This window comes from Proteiniphilum acetatigenes DSM 18083 (assembly GCF_000380985.1).
GTDB classification, from domain to species: domain Bacteria; phylum Bacteroidota; class Bacteroidia; order Bacteroidales; family Dysgonomonadaceae; genus Proteiniphilum; species Proteiniphilum acetatigenes.
The window spans coordinates 76,867-98,786 of sequence record NZ_KB905697.1 but is presented as its reverse complement, the minus strand read 5'-3'; the positions used below and the strand labels follow the sequence as shown (position 1 = coordinate 98,786).

18 protein-coding genes and 1 pseudogene are annotated in these 21,920 nt (G+C 44.3%); 12 read left to right on the top strand and 7 right to left on the bottom strand.

The window, feature by feature from the left end; genetic code table 11:
• The 8 genes from F597_RS20595 to F597_RS0110685 all read left to right on the top strand — a co-directional run bounded on the left by F597_RS20595 (nt 1) and on the right by F597_RS0110685 (nt 11,695).
• On the top strand, nt 1–1,338 hold the full coding sequence (locus F597_RS20595; protein WP_019539740.1) for a hypothetical protein: 1,338 nt from the start codon (nt 1–3) through the stop codon (nt 1,336–1,338).
• 220 nt (nt 1,339–1,558) lie between these two features.
• Nucleotides 1,559–1,900, top strand: a complete 342-nt coding sequence (locus F597_RS0110715; protein WP_019539739.1) for a nitrous oxide-stimulated promoter family protein — start codon at nt 1,559–1,561, stop codon at nt 1,898–1,900.
• Complete coding sequence (locus F597_RS0110710) at nt 1,900–2,772, top strand: response regulator transcription factor (RefSeq protein WP_139224086.1); 873 nt, start codon at nt 1,900–1,902, stop codon at nt 2,770–2,772. Before F597_RS0110715 ends, F597_RS0110710 begins: the two co-directional genes overlap by 1 nt.
• A 262-nt stretch (nt 2,773–3,034) precedes the next feature.
• Nucleotides 3,035–4,933, top strand: a complete 1,899-nt coding sequence (locus F597_RS0110705; RefSeq protein WP_019539737.1) for a methylmalonyl-CoA mutase family protein — start codon at nt 3,035–3,037, stop codon at nt 4,931–4,933.
• Nucleotides 4,914–5,852: a prenyltransferase gene (locus F597_RS0110700; protein ID WP_044060234.1), complete on the top strand. Its 939-nt coding sequence runs from the start codon at nt 4,914–4,916 to the stop codon at nt 5,850–5,852. Before F597_RS0110705 ends, F597_RS0110700 begins: the two co-directional genes overlap by 20 nt.
• An 84-nt stretch (nt 5,853–5,936) precedes the next feature.
• Nucleotides 5,937–8,084 (top strand): methylmalonyl-CoA mutase, encoded by a 2,148-nt coding sequence (gene scpA / locus F597_RS0110695; protein WP_019539735.1) that lies wholly within the window; start codon nt 5,937–5,939, stop codon nt 8,082–8,084.
• 138 nt (nt 8,085–8,222) lie between these two features.
• Nucleotides 8,223–10,535 (top strand): TonB-dependent receptor domain-containing protein, encoded by a 2,313-nt coding sequence (locus F597_RS0110690; RefSeq protein WP_019539734.1) that lies wholly within the window; start codon nt 8,223–8,225, stop codon nt 10,533–10,535.
• Between the two features lie 197 nt (nt 10,536–10,732).
• The gene (locus tag F597_RS0110685) at nt 10,733–11,695 is read left to right on the top strand and encodes a hypothetical protein (protein WP_019539733.1); all 963 of its coding nucleotides are present in this window, start codon (nt 10,733–10,735) and stop codon (nt 11,693–11,695) included.
• Between the two features lie 4 nt (nt 11,696–11,699).
• Here F597_RS0110685 and F597_RS0110680 read toward each other — a convergent pair whose 3' ends face one another.
• The gene (locus tag F597_RS0110680) at nt 11,700–12,713 is read right to left on the bottom strand and encodes a helix-turn-helix transcriptional regulator (protein ID WP_019539732.1); all 1,014 of its coding nucleotides are present in this window, start codon (nt 12,711–12,713) and stop codon (nt 11,700–11,702) included.
• Between the two features lie 306 nt (nt 12,714–13,019).
• On the opposite strand from F597_RS0110680, the gene F597_RS20590 reads away from it, so the two are divergent.
• The 4 genes from F597_RS20590 to corA all read left to right on the top strand — a co-directional run bounded on the left by F597_RS20590 (nt 13,020) and on the right by corA (nt 15,967).
• Nucleotides 13,020–13,265 (top strand): hypothetical protein, encoded by a 246-nt coding sequence (locus tag F597_RS20590; protein WP_157279089.1) that lies wholly within the window; start codon nt 13,020–13,022, stop codon nt 13,263–13,265.
• 137 nt (nt 13,266–13,402) lie between these two features.
• A complete protein-coding gene (locus F597_RS0110670; protein WP_019539730.1) occupies nt 13,403–14,497 on the top strand; it encodes a slipin family protein in 1,095 nt (364 codons plus the stop codon).
• Nucleotides 14,498–14,622: 125 nt separating this feature from the next.
• Nucleotides 14,623–14,922, top strand: a complete 300-nt coding sequence (locus F597_RS0110665; RefSeq protein WP_019539729.1) for a HigA family addiction module antitoxin — start codon at nt 14,623–14,625, stop codon at nt 14,920–14,922.
• Nucleotides 14,915–15,967 carry a magnesium/cobalt transporter CorA gene (corA, locus tag F597_RS0110660; RefSeq protein ID WP_019539728.1) on the top strand — a complete coding sequence of 351 codons (1,053 nt, stop codon included), beginning with the start codon at nt 14,915–14,917 and terminating at the stop codon, nt 15,965–15,967. The genes F597_RS0110665 and corA overlap by 8 nt, the downstream gene beginning before the upstream one ends.
• Before the next feature lie 8 nt (nt 15,968–15,975).
• Here the strand turns inward: corA and F597_RS0110655 are convergent, their stop codons facing one another.
• From F597_RS0110655 to F597_RS0110630, 6 genes and pseudogenes are all read right to left on the bottom strand, one after another.
• A complete protein-coding gene (locus F597_RS0110655; RefSeq protein ID WP_019539727.1) occupies nt 15,976–16,677 on the bottom strand; it encodes a DUF4919 domain-containing protein in 702 nt (233 codons plus the stop codon).
• A 161-nt stretch (nt 16,678–16,838) separates the two neighbouring features.
• The gene (fabD, locus tag F597_RS0110650) at nt 16,839–17,720 is read right to left on the bottom strand and encodes an ACP S-malonyltransferase (RefSeq protein WP_019539726.1); all 882 of its coding nucleotides are present in this window, start codon (nt 17,718–17,720) and stop codon (nt 16,839–16,841) included.
• 182 nt (nt 17,721–17,902) lie between these two features.
• Nucleotides 17,903–19,567 carry an AMP-binding protein gene (locus F597_RS0110645; RefSeq protein WP_019539725.1) on the bottom strand — a complete coding sequence of 555 codons (1,665 nt, stop codon included), beginning with the start codon at nt 19,565–19,567 and terminating at the stop codon, nt 17,903–17,905.
• Between the two features lie 81 nt (nt 19,568–19,648).
• On the bottom strand, nt 19,649–20,209 hold the full coding sequence (locus tag F597_RS0110640; RefSeq protein ID WP_019539724.1) for a helix-turn-helix domain-containing protein: 561 nt from the start codon (nt 20,207–20,209) through the stop codon (nt 19,649–19,651).
• 63 nt (nt 20,210–20,272) lie between these two features.
• Nucleotides 20,273–21,065: pseudogene (zupT, locus tag F597_RS20585) on the bottom strand (zinc transporter ZupT).
• The gene (locus tag F597_RS0110630; RefSeq protein ID WP_019539722.1) at nt 21,065–21,850 is read right to left on the bottom strand and encodes an inositol monophosphatase family protein; all 786 of its coding nucleotides are present in this window, start codon (nt 21,848–21,850) and stop codon (nt 21,065–21,067) included. Before F597_RS0110630 ends, zupT begins: the two are co-directional and overlap by 1 nt.
• Between the last annotated feature and the right edge of the window lie 70 nt (nt 21,851–21,920).

Sequence of the window (21,920 nt, the reverse complement as noted above, 5' to 3'; positions counted from 1 at the left end):
ATGAAAATGCTTACAGGCATATTGTTTACGGGTCTGTTCTCTATGATCATGACCGTACAGGCGTCGCACTATCCTGCGGACTCGCTCTTACTCTACTTCCGACAAGTGGAGGAAGCCACCTTTCTGCATCAGGGGTTGTGGGATAAAGATATTTACGGTCCTATCCTCCTTGTAGATACCGCGACAAGAGAGGTTTATGCCAACTTGCCCGATGCACGGGGTGTCTTGAAATTCGATAAAGGCATTTACAAGGGCATATTACCCAAAGAAGTAACCTTTTCCAATACCGATATCCAATGGAGCGGTACTCATTGGGCGATGATAACATTACCATTATCTGCCAACGAACATGATCGTGTTGATCTTATTACCCATGAGTTGTTTCACGTAGCCCAACCTTCACTTGGTTTTCAGATCAGGAGGGAAGAGAATAACCATTTGGATATCAGAGAAGGGAGGATATACTTACGTCTTGAAATGGCAGCGCTGGAAGCGGCATTAAAAGCCCGAAGATTTAACCGGGCAGAGGAGCATCTGAGAAATGCATTAATTTTCAGGAAATATCGTCAAATGCTATACCGGGGATCCGAAACAACAGAAAATAGTCTCGAATTACTGGAAGGATTGGCTACATACACGGGGCAGATAATGAGTGGACGTAATAAATGGCAGTGGAGAGAATATCTTATCCGGCGGATCGAACAGTTTGAAAAAGTACCCTCATTTGTACGCTCATTTGCCTATGAAACAGTACCGGTGTACGGATTTTTCCTCTATCAGAAGGATAACCATTGGAATAAAAAAGTGGATGGAGAAACACAACTCACCGAATTCTTCTCAGAAGCATTCGGAGTAGATAGGCGCATCCTGTTGCAATCGTATGTAAAACAGGTTGCCGAAGATTATCGGGGCCGCACAATTGCCGATGAAGAGAGCAAACGGGAAGTATCCAATAATTTGCTACTTGATATGTATCGGGAGAAATTTTTCGAGGAGCCGCGTCTCGAAATACGATTGGAAGAGATGAATATGTCTTTCAATCCGCAAAATCTCATTCCTCTTGATGAGGATGAGGGAACAGTTTATCCTACCATCACGCTTAGTGATAATTGGGGCGTCCTTACCGTAGAGAAAGGAGGGGCATTGCTCAGAAATGATTGGCGATGGGTAATTGTTTCGGAACCGTTGGAAATAACCGGTAAGAGGATTGTCGGAGAGGGATGGGTGATTGAACTCAATGAAGGATATGAGGTAAATAGAAATTCGCAGGGCGATTATCAAATTTTAAAAAAGACAACAGTGAAACCACCGCCGGATAAAGAGGACTCTTTTTATTAGACTATCGATTTGGTTGCGAAAAATAATATGGTTAATTTTACACTTTAATTCTATTAGTCGTTTTCAAGTTTATTGCACTATTTCTACGCTTGACATAGTCAAAACAAGTTTTGCCTCTGTGCTCGCTTATAGAAATAGTTCTCGCAACGGCATAATCCGAGTAAACTCGTCTTCTACTCGTATTGCTTAACGAAAACGTTCGTTTTGAAAAGGAGTATAGATGAACGAAGGAGAGAAAAAAGTTGTCAGCAGGATGATTGCCATTTACTGCCGTTCTAAACACAGTTCAGGTAAGGAGTTATGTGCAGAATGCAGGTCATTGCAAGAGTATGCCTTGCAGCGATTAGAGACTTGCCGTTTTGGGGAAGAGAAGCCCACCTGCGCCAAATGTCCTGTCCACTGCTATAAGAGCAGCATGCGCATGAAAATCAAGGAAGTAATGCGTTTTGCAGGGCCACGGATGTTATTTGTGCATCCTGTGGCAGCTATTCGTCATCTTTATCGTGAACACAGGCATGATCGCGATTTTACCGCAAAAGTCAAATCAAATCAAAACAGATAGTGGCTTTATTGGACCAATATAGTGTTATGGCCGATGTGCTGATGGAGCACAATGAGCTTGTCCCTGTACTGAACCGTTTCGGAATACGGCTTGGCGTGGGAGATAAGACTATTTTGGAACTATGCGATGAACATACTCTCAACCCCGACTTCATTCTTACTATCCTGAATGTCTATCTCGATGAAAACTACCTCCCTGAGGCTTCGCTGGCTCTGTTTGATGCCCAATCGATTGCCGATTATTTTCAGTGTACGGTGGAAAGTTATATTCACGAACTGATACCTAACATCGGAAAACACCTGAATGCTTTTATTGCCATCAGTGGTTCCGAAAATGAAGAACTGCAAATACTTAATAATATCTTTCAGAAATTCAAAGAGAAAATGACGGAACATCTTCAGAATCAAACTCTATTCGATGATGATTTCCCTTATGAATTGCTACATGATCTGAAGAATATTTTAATCAGGCATCTCTCCAAAGAATTCAATCAAAATCTTATTTATGCAATTATCTTCTCCGTCCATTCTTTTGAAAAAGATCTTGCCATCCACAATAGATTACGAGAGAAAGTACTTCGACCCAAACTTAACGAATTGGACTCAACCGGTATCCGACACCTGCATCATGCCATTTCCGGAGATCATGCGCAGCAGCAACCCGACCGGCATGTTCATCAGCTTACCAACCGCGAAGAGGAAATCCTGCGGCTTATAGTGAAGGGATATCTTAATAAAGAGATAGCGGAAAAACTACACATCAGTCATAATACAGTCCTCACGCACAGAAAGAATATCATTTCAAAAACAGGAATTAAAACCGTGTCGGGACTCACTTTTTATGCTATCCGTAAAGGGTTGATATCCATGTAGTCATCTCTCAAATAACCCTGGTGTGTTTCAAAATGATTTTCATCGTTTCTTCATCAATCATAATGGAGGAACAGAGGAGCATTAAAAAGATGGAATAAAGCCGGTAAATACTTTTAAAAGAGAATAAAAAGAATTATTTTTGTTCTCTTTTAGAGCCGGAGGATACGGTTAATTACAACCTGTCAGAATAAATAGGGAAGGAAGTTTTCGTTAAGCAATACGAGATGAATGAACCTCAAAATAATAAATAAAATAGTGAATTATGAGTAATCAGAGAGAGAAACTTTTCACAGGTTTTCCTCCCGTTTCCACTGAAGAGTGGATGGAAGTCATCACAAAAGACCTGAAAGGGGCCGACTTCCAGAAAAAACTGGTATGGAGAACCAACGAAGGGTTTAATGTGAATCCTTTTTATCGTGTAGAAGATATAGAAGGATCCCTTGCAGCCGAAAATCTGCCGGGGCAGTTTCCTTATGTGCGCAGTACCAGAAAGGATAATAAGTGGTATGTGCGTCAGGATATCAATGTGAAAGACTTTGCGGAGGCTAACAGGAAAGCGCTTACCCTGCTGGAAAAAGGCGTTACCTCTTTTGGTTTTCGTCTGCCGAAGAATGCACTTTCGGCTGAAAACGTAGAGATACTCCTTCAGGGGATTGCCCCTGACAAGGTAGAGTTGAACTTCAGCACCTGTATCTCGCGCACCATCGATCTGGCTCGCCTGGTCACAGAGTATGTCCGTTCACAGAATCTCAATGTGATGGAATGCTTCGGTTCTATTGAATTCGACCCTTTCAGGAAAATACTGAAAAAAGGAATTGACGAACCCAATTGGGTGGAAAAGGCAGTGGAGATGGTGAAAATTACGGCACCGCTTCCCCGCTATCGTGCTATTACCGTGTCAGGTGACAGGATGAACGATGCCGGGGCTTACAGCTATCAGGAGCTTGGATACAGCCTATCCTACGGAAACCAGGTATTATCGGCCTTGATCGGGAATGGTATCGATCCTTCTATGGCTGCAAAAAAGATAAAGTTCGAAATGGGGGTAGGAGCCAACTACTTCATGGAGATCGCGAAATTCCGTGCGGCACGCTGGCTGTGGGCCGAGATCGTGGATGCCTACAAACCGCCCTGTGCACATGACTGTGATAACAAAGCGCCCGACGGTACCTGCCGCTGTGCTGCGAAAATGAATATCCATGCCTCCACTTCACGATTCAACCAGTCGTTGTATGACCCCTATGTGAATATGCTGCGTACCCAAACAGAGGCGATGTCTGCTACCATCGGCGCAGTCGATTCACTTACCGTGCGTCCTTTCGACGAGGCATTCGAGACACCTACTGCTTTTGCGGAACGTATTGCCGTAAACCAGCAACTACTGCTGAAAGAAGAGTCTCATTTCGATAAGATCACCGATCCTTCATCAGGATCATATTATATTGAAACACTCACATCTGCACTGGCCGAACAAGCCTGGAAGTTGTTCCTCGAAACCGAAGAGACCGGTTTCTACGAAACGCTTAAGGCCGGCACTGTACAGGATGCCATCAATGCTTCTGCCAATGCCCGCTTCAATGCGGTAGCCAATCGGCGGGAAATCCTGCTGGGTACCAATCAGTATCCTAACTTCGGGGAGGCCATGAGCCAAAAGATAGAAGATACCGCAGCTCACTGTGGTTGCGGAAGTGATGAGGGCCAAAACAGCCCGCTCAAGCGGCTCAATACACGTCGTCTTTCCAACGCTTTCGACGAATTGCGCCTGGCTACCGAACGGAGTGGTAAACGCCCCAAAGTATTTATGCTTACCATCGGTAATCTGGCCATGCGTTTGGCACGCTCACAGTTCTCAAGTAATTTCTTTGCTTGTGCCGGTTACGAGATCATCGACAACCTCGGATTCAAAACTGTAGAAGAGGGTGTCAATGCAGCCCGTGCCAAAGGTGCCGACATAGTGGTGCTCTGCTCTAGCGATGATGAATATGCTGCTTTGGCTCCTGAAGCTTATAACCTTCTCAAAGGAGGAAAAGAGATTTTCGTGGTGGCCGGTGCTCCCGCCTGTGCGGACGATCTGAAAGCAATCGGTATCGAGCATTTCATCAATGTGCGTAGCAATGTACTGGAGACGCTGAAAGCGTTCAATGAGAAAATTTTGCTATAGAACAAAGAATAAAGAGTTGGGAAAACTAAAAAACTGGATCATCGTAGCGCATCCGTGGGCGTTCCCTGCATCGGCATCGCCGGCGCTGATTGCCATATCCTATGTCTTTTACCTCTATAAAAGAGGGGAGATCGCTGGATTAAACTGGACATATGGTATTTTGGCTTTTTTCGGCGCGGTCATTTTCCATATGGCGGGAAACCTGATAGGTGAGTATCATGATTATGTGAGTGGAGTAGACCGCAAAGAAAAGACCGGACCGCCACGCCTGATCGTGATGGGGATTTTCAAACCGGAAACGATACTCTATTATGGCTATACGGTGCTCTTTATCGGTATTTTATTAGGAATTTATCTCCTGTTAAATACCGGTCTTCCACTGCTGTTTATAGGGATTATCGGGATCATCAGCTCTACGCTTTACTACAAATTCAAGTATATAGCGTTAGGAGACCTGCTTATCTTTATCTGTTATGGCTTGTCGATTGCATTGGGAATGGCTTATGTCATGACCGGGCAATTGTTGTGGCCTATACTGCTCGTAATAACGCCTGTGGGGTTACTCATCGTAGCCATATTGCATGCCAATAATACGCGCGATATGTTACAGGATAAAGAAGCCGGTATACGTACTCAGGCAATGAATATGGGACTGGAAGGGTCTCAGATTACCTATCAGACATTGCTTTTGGCCGCTTACCTGCTGGTTGCGATCATGGTGATGATAGAGATGCTGGATACCTGGGTGTTCATGGTACTTCTTAGTTTTCCGCTTGCTATCAAGAATATTAAACTGATGAGAAAAGCGACAATGGACGATCTGGGGATTATCCGCTTTCTGGATACCCACACAGCCCAATTGGTGCTGTTATTCAGTCTGCTCATGGTGGCCGGCAATGTAATAGCTTCTTTTATATAAAAACAAAGGTGATTTAAAATAAAAATGATCGAACCAAGTCCAAAAGTCCTGATTCTTGGTTCTTGATTCTAAAAGTCTAAAAAAATGAAACCAAATTTTAAAGATATTGATATTCACTCAACCGGTTTCACATCGACCGATGTGGCCGGATGGGCTGAAAAAAACGAGATCAAAGCCGATTGGCTTACGCCGGAACAGATTCCGGTGAAGCCCGTCTATACGAAGGAAGACCTTCAGGGCATGGAGCATCTGAACTATGCCGCCGGCTTGCCACCTTATCTGCGCGGACCCTATTCCACGATGTATGTAATGCGTCCGTGGACTATCCGCCAGTATGCCGGATTCTCCACGGCTGAAGAGTCCAATGCTTTCTACCGCCGCAACCTCGCATCGGGACAGAAAGGGCTTTCCGTGGCGTTCGACTTGCCTACGCACCGCGGTTACGATGCCGATAACGAGAGGGTAGTGGGCGACGTGGGAAAAGCCGGTGTCTCCATCTGCTCGGTGGAAGATATGAAAATATTGTTCGATGGTATCCCGCTCAACAAGATGTCGGTATCCATGACCATGAACGGTGCCGTGCTGCCTGTCCTTGCATTCTATATCGTAGCAGCACAGGAGCAGGGAGCACAACTGGAGGAGATGGCCGGTACCATCCAGAACGATATCCTGAAAGAGTTTATGGTGCGTAATACCTATATCTATCCGCCGGAATTCTCGATGAAGATCATTGCGGATATCTTTGAGTTTACCTCGCAAAAGATGCCCAAATTCAATTCCATCTCCATCTCCGGATATCACATGCAGGAGGCGGGTGCCACCGCCGATATCGAGTTGGCCTACACTCTGGCTGACGGTATCGAGTATCTGCGAGCCGGTATTAATGCCGGTATCGATGTGGATGCCTTTGCACCCCGTTTGTCGTTCTTCTGGGCCATCGGCATGAACCATTTTATGGAAATAGCCAAGATGCGGGCCGCACGCCTGTTGTGGGCAAAGATCGTAAAGAGTTTCGGCGCCAAAAATCCCAAATCGATGGCATTGCGTACCCACTCACAGACATCGGGCTGGTCGCTCACCGAACAGGATCCGTTCAACAACGTGGGACGTACCTGTATCGAGGCGATGGCTGCCGCGCTGGGACATACCCAGTCGCTCCATACCAACGCGCTCGACGAGGCTATCGCACTGCCGACCGATTTCTCGGCACGTATTGCCCGTAATACACAGATCTATATACAGGAAGAGACGCAAATCACCCGCCAGGTTGACCCGTGGGCAGGCTCCTACTATGTGGAATCACTCACACAGGAACTGGTAGATAAGGCATGGACACTTATTCAGGAGGTTGAAGAATTGGGAGGGATGGCTAAAGCCATCGAGACCGGTATCCCCAAGATGCGTATCGAAGAGGCGGCGGCACGTACACAGGCGCGTATCGACTCGGGTGTGCAGGCTATCATCGGTGTGAATCGCTACAGGCTCGATCAGGAAGATCCTATCGATATTCTTGATATTGATAATACTGAAGTGCGTAAACAACAGGTAGAACGCCTTAACCAGTTGAAGGCTAATCGTGATAACGAAGCAGTACAAAAAGCGCTCGACGCCATCACCCGTTGTGTGGAGACCAAACAGGGCAACCTCCTCGAACTCTCGGTGGAAGCTGCGCGGGTGCGTGCCACGCTGGGAGAGATCTCCGACGCATGTGAAAAAATAGTTGGACGTTATAATGCAGTAATCAGAACAATTTCAGGCGTGTATTCATCAGAATCGAAAGAGGCGCCGACGCTCGAGAAAGCACGTGCCCTCACAGACCAGTTTGCCCGGAAAGAAGGGCGCAGACCGAGGATCATGGTGGCCAAGATGGGGCAGGACGGCCACGACCGTGGTGCCAAGGTGGTCGCTACCGGTTATGCCGACTGCGGCTTCGACGTGGATATGGGACCCCTGTTCCAGACGCCGGCCGAGGCAGCCCGTCAGGCCGTGGAAAATGATGTGCATGTGTTAGGGGTGTCTTCCCTGGCTGCCGGACACAAAACACTTGTGCCGCAGGTGATCGAAGAACTGAAACGGCTGGGCCGTCCCGATATCGTGGTGATTGCAGGCGGTGTGATCCCTGCGCAGGATTACGATTTCCTTTACCGTGCCGGTGTATCGGCCATCTTCGGGCCGGGAAGCTCTATCACCGAATCAGCTTGCCAGATCATGCATGTATTGATGAATGAATAAGTAAGCCTGCACTTTTTTATATTTACAGATCCGCTCTTCAAGCCTGTCCTGACCAGACAGGGTAGGGAGCGGATTATTTTTTTTAATTAATTTGTAACCAAATGAACCCATGAGATGTCATATTTCCAAAAAACGATTATGAGTTGGAAATTATTTTTTTCGTTATTACTTTGTAGCTTCGTGCTACCGCTCAGTGCGCAAATAAAAGGAATCGTGACAGACACCGACAACAATCCGATAGGGTATGCCAATGTGGCTCTCTATTCTCTGCCCGATTCGGTATTGATAGCCGGGACAATCACCAATGAAACAGGACAATTCTCACTTACCAACGAGATAAATTCGGACGCTATTGTAAAGATATCCTTCATCGGTTACCAACCCCAAATACTGCCTGCCCGTCCGGAACAGCAGATATATCTACAGCCTGATACGACCATGCTCGATGAATTGGTGGTGAAAGGAACATTACCTCAGGTCAGGTTGAGAGACGATGCCCTGGTCACATCGGTACAGAATAGTGTGTTAAGTAAAGCCGGTACCGCCAACGATGTGCTCAAGCGACTTCCGGCCGTGACCGGTGATAAAGGCGATTTTACCGTTTTGGGAAAAGGTAAAGCCAAGATTTATATTAATAACCGTGAATTACGTGACGAGTCGGAACTCGATAACCTTAGTTCGGCCGATATCAAAGAGGTGGAGATCGTACACAATCCTGGTGCACGATATGATGCTTCGGTAAAAGCTGTCATCCGGATATATACCGTACGAAAAACGGGTGACGGATTCGGTTTTGATCTGCGTTCTACCTACCTTCAGACGCAAAATACCGATCTCAGGGAACAACTGAACCTGAATTACCGCTATAGGGGATGGGATATCTTCGGGACACTCAAATATGAGAGATACGCCTATATACAAGACAGTAGAATAGAGCAAAAAACATTCGCCGATACGCTCTGGACACAAAATAATAAATTGGATATCGACGGAATAGGAAATATCCTGACAGGGATCGTGGGGGTGAATTACGAAATCTCACCTTTGCATTATGTGGGAATGAAATATACTCATACATCCTTCCCCGGTAAAAACGGCATGAAGTCAACCACCCATAGTGATGTATATGCCGACGGGGCCTTTTATGATAGATGGCTGAGTATTGATGATAACCGTTCGGCGAATATGCCTGCGCATAGGATGAATCTATATTACAACGGTTCGGTGGGAAAATTGACAGTCGACCTTAATGCCGATTATTTCAGGAGAAAACAATCCTCTGAGTCGATCATTACGGAAACCAGCCAGGAATTCGACAATCGGACAATCTCCTCGGAAAACAGGCTGGATAATCGCCTGATTGCTTCCAGGCTGGTATTGTCCTATCCGGTCTTAGGTGGAAAAATCTCTTTCGGCAATGAATATACCAACACACGGAGGGATGACGAATATATGACCGATATCAGCATGATACCTTCATCATACACCACAATCAGGGAGCAGAACGGAAGTTTTTTTGCAGAATACTCCCGACCGGTGTCTGTAGGACGGTTTACCGCCGGACTGCGTTACGAGAATGTGCGTTCCGACTATTTCAATAACGACGTGAAGATCGATGAACAGAGTAGGAACTATTCGCAATGGTTCCCCAACTTTTCCTTTGCAACAAGCATCAAAGATGCACAGTTACAACTGAGTTATACGGCGAAAACCGCACGTCCCTACTATCACCAGCTTCGAAGTAATGTACTTTATGTGAACCGTTTTACCCTGGAATCGGGAAATTCTTTTCTCAGGCATACGGTCATTCACGATGCCACATTGACAGGATCATGGAAGTTTATCCAATTAATGATGAGCTACAAGAATGAAAAAGATGCTATTATTGTCTGGACTGAGCAAATGGAAGAGAATCCAGCCGTAAGCCTTGTTACCCTTCGTAACCTGGAGAAATTGCCTTCGCTTACCGCTTTCCTTACGGTCTCTCCAAAATTTGGAATCTGGAGTCCGCAAGCCAGTGCCGGATTTATCAAACAATGGCTTACTATCAGCAGTAATAGCAAACCCGTAAATATGAGCAGCCCCATGCCGGTAGCTTCGCTAAATAACTCTTTCACGTTACCGAAGGGATTTATACTGACATTAGATACACGCTTTCAGGGTAAAGGACATAATCAAAATCTTTATCTTTCCGAAAACCAGTTTATAGTGAATGCCGGAATAACCAAATCGTTCATGAATGATCAGTTATCCGTTGTACTGAAAGGACATGATCTGCTTAACAGGCAGATAACCGGAGTTACTTTCTATAACGAAAAAATGGAGATATACCAGTTCAATCGTTGGGATACAAGGGAACTGGAACTCACTCTCCGGTATAAATTCAATACGGGCCAGAACAGGTATAAAGGTACGGGTGCCGGTGAGAACGAGATTAACAGGATGAGGTAGATGAAAGTTGAAAATTGAGAATTGAAAATTGAAAATTGAAAATTGAAAGAGGAAAGTGGATAATGGTTAGTAATGAGGAGTTTACCGGAATGTTGATATTTGTACATTCCGGTAATAACCAATATTTGTGCCAAGAGTTGTACGCAATTATTTCAGTAACCTCGCATTATGAAAAATAATGACTGTCAGATAATCCTATGAAATATTTTCTTTGTTTATCCTTTCTGATTCTGATTAACGGATGTGTTGATTCATATAACGGTGAACTGATATTTGTCGAACCCGGTGTAAATAATCAATTCGAATACCCCTATTTTTTATTTATTCCGAATGGCATTTCTGAATACGAAGAGAATTATCTGATTATTGAACCGAATAATTCAGGTTTTGTCGATGACGACTTACAAAAACATATTGAAAAAGCAAAAAGGATCGTGACTGTCGATTTTTATTTGGGAAACTGGGTCGCACAAAAATTAAAATACCCGTTGATTGTCCCTGTATTCCCTCGTCCGAAATCAGAATGGAAAATATATACTCATGCTTTAGATAGGGATGTGATGTTTCAGAAAGGTAACTCTTTGGAAAGACTCGATATTCAGCTTCTTGAAATGTGCGTGGATGCTCAAAAGAGGTTGGAAGGTAAAAATATCCGGATTGGGAATCGGTATCTTCTGACCGGATTTTCTGCATCGGGAACTTTTGCGAACAGATTTACCATCATGCATCCGGAAAAAATACTGGCTGTAGCAGCAGGAGGATTAAATGGCTTATTAATGCTTCCTATGGATAGTATTAATAATGAAATAGTGAAATATCCGGTAGGTACGGGTGATTTTGATGAAATAACAGGTAAAGAATTTCAGAGAACATCATTTTTAAAAACACCTCAGTTCTATTTTATGGGAAGATTTGATGATAACGACGCAGTTCCTTATGAAGACGCATTCGATCCGTATGAAAGGGATCAGATCTTTAATCTTTTAGGAGAACAAATGCTACCGGATCGATGGGACAGATGCAGGAGTATATATTCAGCCAATAATGTAAATGCTGTTTTTAACACCTATGATAATATCGGACATGAACATCCGGAACTGATTAAGAATGATATTATTAAATTCTTTGAAACCTGCATCCATCTGGACAGAAAACGGTAGTGTTTTATTTTTCTTCATATAGGCTGTATGCGGCACGCAGGGTATCTGAAATTCTGTGTCTTAACCGTGAAGGAGAAATTACTTCAATGCAGTCGCCGAAGCCCAAAAACAGGCGTTCAAGTTCTAAGTTGAGTTTTACTTTAATTTGAAAAACCGTACCGTTTTCTTGCTCTTGCACAATACGTTGAGAAACATGAAATGGTTTTGTAATCACATAAGGTGTATTTTCTTTATTTACCCGAAAAACCACATTCTCGGCCCTATTGCCCCTGTTTACGGTCACACCGATCACATCTTTATAATACTCGTCTGCATTGATATTCTCTTCGTGATAGGGAACTTGTAAGTCGTAGTCGATGCTGATGATACGGTCTAAAGCCAATGTAATCAGGGGAGAATGTGGTCGGTGTTTTCCCAGTAAGAACCAACGGTTGTTGTATTCTTTTAACAGGTATGGATGAAACAGGTGGGTTTTGGATTCTTTCGATTTGAAAGATCGATACTCTATTTTCAACACGATCTTCTTTAGGATAGCCTGATAAAGCGTGTCTAAGAAGTGGATGCCTTTCAGATGTTCATTTTTATCGAGATGGATGATCGGCTGATTATTGGTTTTCTCCACATAAATTTTGTCTTCCAATCGCTGAATAATATCCGATACTTCCGAAAACAGCGAAAAGTCCTTGAATTGCTTTAATACTTCCATCGTCTCCGTAAGTACATTCATATCGGTTTCCGTCAATGGAATATCGATAATCGTGAAGTCTTCATCTTCATACCGGTAATATTTCTTGTCATATACTTCGATGGGAGCATTGTATCCCAGTTTTTCGCTACGCATGGTCTGGATATCGAGTTGGACGGTACGTTTGCTTACATTGACCTTTCGGCCTTCATACTCGTAAAGCGCTTCGGAGCAGGCCTCTATCAAATCTTCCAACGTCCATTGGCGGTATCGGTTTTGCAGGCATTTATCGATGGTACGGTAACGGATCAACGCATTTTTGTTTTGTGGCATCTGGTTCCAATTTATTTATAATCAGAAAATAACCACAAATATAAAAATAAATTTTAACTGCGCAAAATGGTTGCGTAGTGCTGTGATTATCTTTGCAGAGTAAACAAGAAATGAGGAGTTCATTAAAATATCAGGCGGGTCTTGTTGGGCGTTTCTGTATGGCGCTATTGCAGGATAATTTGCCCGTTAGGGTATCATTTGTTTCTGTTCAGCTTGACTTGAAGGTTTCGGTTGTTTCCCAAAAAACGGCCATCAAGCGCTAAGTGTCGCGGGTTCGAATCCCGCTCCCGGAAACGGGATAACTCAGTGGGTAGAGTATTAGCTTTGTCGCAGGTTCGAATCCTGCACTTGCCTGTGGAGCAAGTTAGCTCAATGGTAGACCGCTACACTCGTAGTGTAGTAAATCAGATCTTTGAAAATAATGGTTTTAGCCGGTTTATGATGTTTTCCCCGGAAAACGGACTGAACGATCTGGTGTTTGCCTGTGAATTGAATCATGTCTTATTTGTAGGCCGGAAAAGAGGTTGGCTTTCTCTGGTTCAATCCTTGTGAAGTGTTTCATGATGAGATGAATCAGGAAAAAAGATTTTCTATCCTGTAGACAGTATGGCTCATTCTTTTCCCGCGAATACCGGATGGCGAAAAACCATTATTTTCATTTAAGATGAAAATCGTTAAAACAAGATATTATGATGAAGAGAGTAAAAATTGAAGCCTACAAAGTAGGTTTGGTCGTGAAAAACGGATCAGTTAAAAGAGTACTGGATGAAGGTGCGCATTGGTTGTGGGGTGGAGAAGTGAAGATATTCGACACAATGGTTCCATTCAGGAGTGAATTGGATTTGGATATTGTATTGAAAAATGAGGATGTGATTTCCCGGCTGGAGGTGATCACCGTAAAGGAAAACCAATTATTGCTGGTGTATGAAAATTCGATCCTGAAAGAGGTTTACATAACCGGACGTTATGCTTTCTGGAAAGGTGTAAAAGCGTATGAATTTTTACTTGTCGATACGGATAGCCTGACTATTGATGAGCGTATCCCTAAATCGTCTTATGAGAATGCTAAATTGCGGGTAGTTCTGCGTAAATTTACGGTAGGAGCTTTTGAGAGAGGACTGCTTTTGATTGATAATCAGTTGAAAGAAGAATTGAAGTCCGGTACCTATTATTTTTGGAATAATAGCACACCCGTTGAGATAAGGGCAGTAGATCTGCGTGTACAGCAGATGGAGATCTCAGGCCAGGAATTGTTGTCGAAAGATAAGGCAACGTTGCGTATCAGTTTCTTTGTAAAATATCAGGTAGATAATATCCGGAAAGCGCTGATCGATAACAAGGAATATGACAAACAACTGTATGTGTTGATGCAATTGGTGTTGCGCGGATTTGTAGGTGCGTTGACGTTGGATGAACTGCTTACGCGGAAAGATACGCTGAGCAAAGAGATTCTGAACGAGAGTGTTGCCAGGGCAGAGGCGCTTGGTGTAAAGGTTTTGGATGCAGGTGTGAGAGATATTATTCTGCCCGGTGATATGAAAGAGATCATGAATCAGGTACTGGTTGCAGAAAAGAAAGCGCAGGCAAATATCATTATGCGTCGCGAAGAAACAGCTTCCGTACGGAGTATGCTCAATACTGCCAAATTGATGGAGGAGAACGAAATGTTGTGGAAACTGAAAGAGATGGAATACGTGGAGAAAATTGCCGACAAGATCGGTGAGATTACCATATCCGGAAGTGGAAATATTGTAGGGCAGTTAAAAGATATCTTTTCGAAGTAAATGATTAAAGCAAGAAGGTAAAACCGCTTTGGCATATGTCAGGGCGGTTTTTAATTTATAAGGGATTTTACTTTTCAAATAAATACTGTATATTTGAATCCCTCAGATTATCACTAAAGACGATTATGAATAAACATCAGGATATACACATTCATCCGGGAGAAATTTTACTTGAAGATGTAATCAAACCCGCCGGAATAACTATCAAAGAAGCTGCTGGTATGTTGAAGGTTAGCCGTTTGACATTATCTAAAATACTGAATCGGCGGGGAGGTATTACCCCTAATATAGCATTGAGGATAGAAGCTGTTTTCGGAGGAAAAGCTGACTTCTGGTTACGTTTGCAAAGGACTTATGATTTGGAGGAAGAGCGTCGGAATTTGCTTCTCCATCCTGTTCATTTGGAGAAATTCCGTTATGCTTAAACGCAAAGAAGATATAGGACTCTCGCCGTACGAACTGAAGTTTCGTGGCCGGCATCGTTCCGGAGAGATCCGGATGACACTTTTTGAGATCGATTTTGAGAAAGTGAACGAGTCGACAATCCGGTCGGTAGAAGAACTCCTGCCTTATAAAAACAGTGAAACACTCATTTGGTTGAATATCGACGGATTGCATGATGAGAAATTGATGGGAGAGTTGGTAGGTACCCTGCAAATCCCGGCCGATATTTTATCAGATGTGATGGAACCGGGTACACGTCCTCAGATGGAAGAATTCGATAAGGGCCTTTTTGTTTCCATAAAGATGATGGAACTCAACGAAGGGAAAAACCGGGTATCTGTCGACAACCTGAGTCTTGTGGTAATGGATAACCTGCTTGTCACTTTTCAGGAAGAGAAGAGCGACTTGTTTAATCCGGTCAGGGAGCGGATCAGGAAGCATTCCAAGAGATTCAGGACATTGGGCGCCGATTATCTGGCCTTTGCCCTGCTGGATGTAGTAATTGATAATTATATCTTTATTTTGGGAGGACTTGGCGAAAAGATTGAAAACCTGGAAAACGAGATGATTATGGATCCCGGTAGGGAGACACTCAAAATAATTAATCTTCTCAAGCGTGAACTGAGTAATTTAGGGCGTTATATAAGACCTGCAAGGGAGATGATCATAGGGCTTGTGAAATCGGAAAGCGATTATATTGCCCCGGTAAACGGGAAACACTATAAAGAACTTCAAGATAATATAAACCAGGCTGTAGAACTGCTGGATTACTATCGTGAACTATTGTACGATGAGTTAAATATTTATCATTCTTCCATGAGTACCAAACTGAGTGATATAATGGCGCTGCTTACCATCTTCTCGGTAATATTTATCCCGCTCACATTTGTAGTGGGTGTCTATGGAATGAATTTTGACAATATACCGGAACTACATTGGCGGCATGGTTATTTCATAGTCTGGGGAGTAATGTTGTTGATCGCCATCGGGATGCTTTGGTATTTTAAAAAAAGAAAGTGGTTTTGACAACCACTTTACATTTTTCCTCCGCCGCGTGAACTCACATGATCAATAACGGGAGCAATATTGAAATATACTCTCTCTACGCCGAATCGGTTATCTCCGAGGGTTAGATAATTTATCTTTTTGCTTGAGATAATTTTATCATTACCACCAAAGTTGTAACCCAGAAAAGGAAGGATGTCATATTCATGAGCCACCTTGATCACGTAAAACGGAGTTTTATCCGACATCCCGTCACCGGTGCCCGCAATAGCATTCTGCACTACTCGCCGTTGTTGTGCCACTCTTTTATACTCTTCGGTATTGTTCTGTTGTGCATACACCAGCAATTTCGCGTTCAATGCACGCAGGTTGAACGGATCTTCGAGCAACAGTGCATTTGAGTATTCCAGGATATTGGTATAATCATTTGAAGTGAATGACTTTTTGGATAATACTTCTGCCAGTTTATTGTTATATGAGGAGGTGTCAACCGGCATGTATTGCGGCTGATAGATAAAACCGAAATAGAGATGTCGTCCTTCCTCGAGGGTCATTTTCTCGTCTCCGGCCATATATTTCTCCATCAATTTGGGATAATAGTAGGTAGAAGTCGGCTCTTTTATGTTTCTTTCGATCTGCGCAAAATCGGGAGCGCTGAAAAACTCTTCCTGTGCGTGTGCCGAAAGTGTCACAGACGCAATGAGTGTAAATATGAACAATAATTTTTGCATAGTTTTCTGTTTTCTGTGTTAGTAATCGCGTTACAATACAAATGTATTTTCTAAATTCGATTTTAACAAAAAAAATTAGATAAGAAACCTTAATGGACATTGAAAAACCGGAGTAAGTACTATATCCTACTCCGGTTCAAACTCATTTAAATACCTGAAATTTATTGTTTTCCTGAGACGGTAACGTTTCTGTCGATCTTGGAGATAAGTCCTTGCAACACGCTGCCGGGACCAAGTTCTACAAACTCCGTGGCGCCGTCGGCAATCATCTGTTGTACCGATTGTGTCCATTTTACCGGTGAGGTAAGCTGTGCAATCAGATTCTGCTTGATTGTGTCGGGATCTGTTTCGCCTGTGGTGGATACATTCTGGTACACAGGGCAGACGGGAGCCGAGAAACGGGTCGATTCAATGGCATCCGACAATTCTACACGGGCAGGTTCCATCAGCGGTGAGTGGAAAGCACCGCCTACCTTCAGGGGTAAGGCACGTTTAGCGCCTGCCTCTTTCATCAGTTCGCAGGCTTTTTCTATTCCACTATTGGAACCGGAGATCACGATCTGTCCCGGGCAGTTGTAATTGGCGGGAACAACCACATCATCAATCGATGCGCAGATCTCTTCCACCTTTTCGTCGGGAAGCGCAAGAATGGCTGCCATGGTGGAGGGATTGGCTTCACACGCCTTTTGCATGGCCAACGCGCGGGCATATACCAGTTTTAGGCCATCTTCGAACGATAAGGCTCCCGCAGCTACCAATGCTGAAAACTCTCCGAGCGAATGGCCGGCAGTCATATCGGGCTGGAACTCTTCTCCCAGCGTTTTTGCCAGAATCACCGAGTGGAGAAAGATAGCAGGTTGTGTAACCTTTGTCTGTTTCAGGTCTTCATCCGTTCCGGCAAACATCAGGTCGGTGATCCGGAATCCCAGTATTTCGTTTGCTTTTTCAAATAACTCTTTCGCTAAGGGCGATGTTTCGTACAACTCTTTGCCCATACCCACAAACTGGGCTCCCTGACCGGGAAATACGTATGCTTTCTTCATATAATTAATTTATTTTTAATTTCAGATTTGACTACGTCGATTTGCAATTCAGATTCAATATTCCAGATTTAGCTACGCTGATTGTTAATTGACTACGCTGATTTGCTATTTAGATTCAAAATCTTAAATTTTAAATCTTGAATCTTGAATCTATTTCACAAAATTACATCTTTTATACGAGATCACTCCTGTTTTCCCGTTCTTTCGCGTATCTCCACCCGTCGGATCTTTCCGCTGATCGTTTTGGGTAGTTCATTTACGAATTCAATCAATCGCGGGTATTTGTAGGGAGCCGTTACATTTTTTACATGCTCCTGAATCTCTTTAGCCAGTTCATCGCCCGCTTGCGCTTTATATTCTTCTGCCAGCACGATGGTTGCCTTGATGATCTGCCCCCTGATCTCATCGGGTACGCCGGTGATGGCGCATTCCACCACGGCAGGGTGGGTCATTACAGCGCTTTCCACTTCAAACGGGCCGATGCGGTAACCGGAACTCTTGATCACGTCGTCGGTACGCCCTACAAACCAGTAGTAGCCGTCCTCATCACGCCAGGCCATATCGCCCGTATGATAAATATGATCCGCGTATACTTCCCGGGTAAGCGTTTCATCACGATAATAGCCTTTGAACAGAGAAAGAGGACGCTTTCCGTCGGTATAGAAGACGATCTCTCCCTGTTCCCCATCTTCGGCCGCACGTCCATCGTGGGTCAGAAGATCCATCTTGTAAAGAGGGTTGGGGACACCCATCGCGCCCGGTTTGGGTTCCATCCAGGGGAAAGTGATGATAGTAGGGGCTGTCTCAGTCTGCCCGAATGCCTCCATCATCTTAATACCGGTCAGTTTATAAAAAGTCTCGAATACTGATGGGTTGAGAGCTTCTCCCGCGGTGGTGCAGTATTCCAGTGCCGAAAGATCATATTTGGCCAGGTCTTCACGGATCAGGAACCGGAAGATGGTCGGGGGAGCACAAAACGAAGTGACTTTGTATTCCGATATCATCCGGAGCATATCGTGTGGAATAAAACGGCCGTCGAAGTCGTAGACAAATATGCAGGCGCCCACAATCCATTGTCCATATAGCTTTCCCCATACCGCTTTGGCCCATCCGGTATCTGCCACGGTCAGGTGTACGCTATCCTCATGCAGGTTATGCCAGTATTTGGCGGTAGTGATATGTCCTAAGGGATAGGTGAAATCGTGTATCACCATCTTGGGTTGCCCCGTAGTACCGGAAGTAAAATAAAGGAGCATGATATCGTCGTTATCGTTTACCTTTTCCGGTCTGATGAACGGAACCGCTTCTTCCACTCCCCGGTGAAAGTCGATCCACCCTTCGGGAATGGGATCACCCACCATAATACGGTGTTGTACCGTAGGCGATTTAGCCATTGCCAGATTCACATGCTCAATCAGGTTTTCATCCTGTACGGCTACAATCGCCTTTATATCTGCCGCATTGTTACGATAAACGATATCTTTATCGGTCAGCAGATGGGTTGCCGGGATCGCTATGGCTCCGATCTTGTGTAGCGCCAGGATGGCCGGCCAAAACTCGATGCTTCTTTTCAGGATAAGCATTACCATATCTCCTTTTCCGATGCCGAGCGATTGGAAGAATGAGGCTGTCTTGTCTGACAGCGTTTTCAGTTCGCCGAACGTAAGATCCCTGTGTGCCCCTTTGTCGTTAGTCCAGCAGAGCGCCCGTTTTCCGGGGTTTGTTCGCGCCCATTCATCTGTCACATCATAAGCAAAATTGAAGTTTTCGGGAACCGAGATATCGTAATGGTCGATAAAATCCTGATGCGAACTGAATGAGGTTTTCTTTACAAATTTTTCTAGCATGATAACCGTATTATGACGTCACGATCTTTGATTGTGGAAAGATTTCGACGGTTGAAGGAAAATATTTTGTTTCTCGATTGATTATGGGTATAGGATGACGGCAAGAAATTTCACCGGTTTGTCGTTAAGCGCCTTCATACCGTGTGGCAGCGACGAATCGAAATAGATGCTGTCGCCTTCTTCAAGTACCAGGTTCTTGCCGTTGATATGCAGCATCATACTTCCTTCCAACACCATGTTGAATTCCTGTCCTGCATGGATATTCTGGTAAAAATCGATATCCAATGGCTTGGGTTCTACCGTGACGACAAAAATCTCTGCCACATTATTGGTGAAGCCGGAGGTGAGTGATTGGTATTTATAGGCTGAAACCCTTTCCACACTTACACCTTTGTCTTTCCGGGTGATAAAGTAAGAATTCATCCGAGGCTCCGTGCCAAACATTAAGGTACCCAGATCCACATTGAACTCCCGCTCTATGCGCTGTAAAAATGAGACGGAGATATCTTTCTCTCCTGCTTCGAATTGCAGGTAATCGTCCGTATCTACTTCCAGTCTATGAGCCATCTCACCGGGGGACAGGTTGATCGCATCGCGCAACCCTTTAATCCGTTCACCTATTTGTCTAATATCTGTAGTCATCGCTGTTTGTGTATGAGTATTGATGGATCTGTAAAAACGTGAAACAAAAATAATCTTTTTTGTTTAGATGAACAAATAGAGGCTCAGTGCCATAATCGCCATGCCAATCATCAACCCGATAATGGAGAGATGGTGTTTACCGTATTTTTCTGCGGTGGGTAATAACTCATCCAGAGAGATAAAGACCATTACCCCGGCAATGGCCGAGAGAATAAACGCATCCAGCACCGGATTCCAGAAAGGAAGCAGAAACAGGAAAGCGATGAACGCACCCAGCGGCTCCGCCAGCCCTGAGGCAAATGAAAGCCAAAATGCTTTCTTTTTGCTTCCGGTAGCGTGATAAATAGGAACCGATACTGCAATCCCTTCGGGAATATTGTGGATGGCAATGGCCGCTGTAATGGGGATGGCTACTTCGAAGGAGTTCATAGCCGACATGAAAGTGGCGATCCCCTCCGGGAAGTTGTGGATGGCGATGGTAACGGCAGTGATGATACCGGTCTGTTTCAATCTGTAGTTTGTCTTCATCTCTTCCACACCATGTATTTCGTGTGGGTTTTGGGATTTGGGAACCAGGAAGTCAATCAGTGCGATCAGTGCGATACCTCCGAAAAAACCAAGGATCATATAGAACATACCTGTTTTCTGGCCAAATATGCCGGTGAGCGACTCCAACGAATTAGGCATCAATTCCATGAAAGAAACATAGATCATCACACCTGCGGAAAGTCCCAGTGAGAGGCTAAGGAAATTGGTGTTGGTGCGTTTAGCCAAAAGCGATCAAACTGCCAATACCGGTTGATAAGCCGGCAAAGAGGGTCAGCAGGAATGCTATTAGAACAGTCTGGTTTTCCATTAGTTTCCCTGTATGATGGTTTCCATAATTTCCTGATGAATAATACCGTTTGAAGCGACCAGTTCTTTATTGAAAATGTAATTGTCACCTCCGGAAAAATCGCTGCATTTTCCACCGGCACATTGCAGGATAAATGCTCCGGCAGCTACATCCCATGGTGAGAGGCCGCTATGAAAGTAAGCGTCACATACACCTGCCGCTATGTAACAGATTTCCAGTGCTGCCGATCCCTTGATGCGGAAACTGCATTTGCGAAACTGCTTCATGGCATTTCTGAGGATCTGTTCACCCCTCTCATCTAGGCTGTACGGAATGCCGAAGCCTATATAGCCGTTTGTCAGGGTGGATTGGCCGCTCACTCTTACCGGATTATCGTTTAGAAAAACTTTTCCCGCTCCGGTGGCAGAATACATCTGTGCAGCCAGCGGATCATATACCACACCCAGGATAATTTCATTTTCTTTCATCAAGGCGATACTCACCGAGAAAGGAGAATCGCCGTGCACGTAATTGGTAGTGCCGTCCAGCGGATCGATGATCCATGTGTACTCTTTCTGTTCAAACCCCACTGTTTCCTCTTCTGTGAGGAATCCCGCTTCGGGAAGTAACCGGCTTAATCCCTCTACTAACCGCCTCTCTGCTTCTTTATCGATATATGTCACATAGTTGCGGGTACTTTTTAACTCAATATCCCTCTTACGCAGGACAGTTTGTTCTGTTTTCAGATATTCCCCCGTAGAGCGTGCAAGTTCTTTTACCTCATTACAAAGTTTTTCCAGATTCATATTTTAGAATTACTAATTACCAATTACCAATTCTTCATTTTCAATTTTCAATTATCCATTATCAATTATC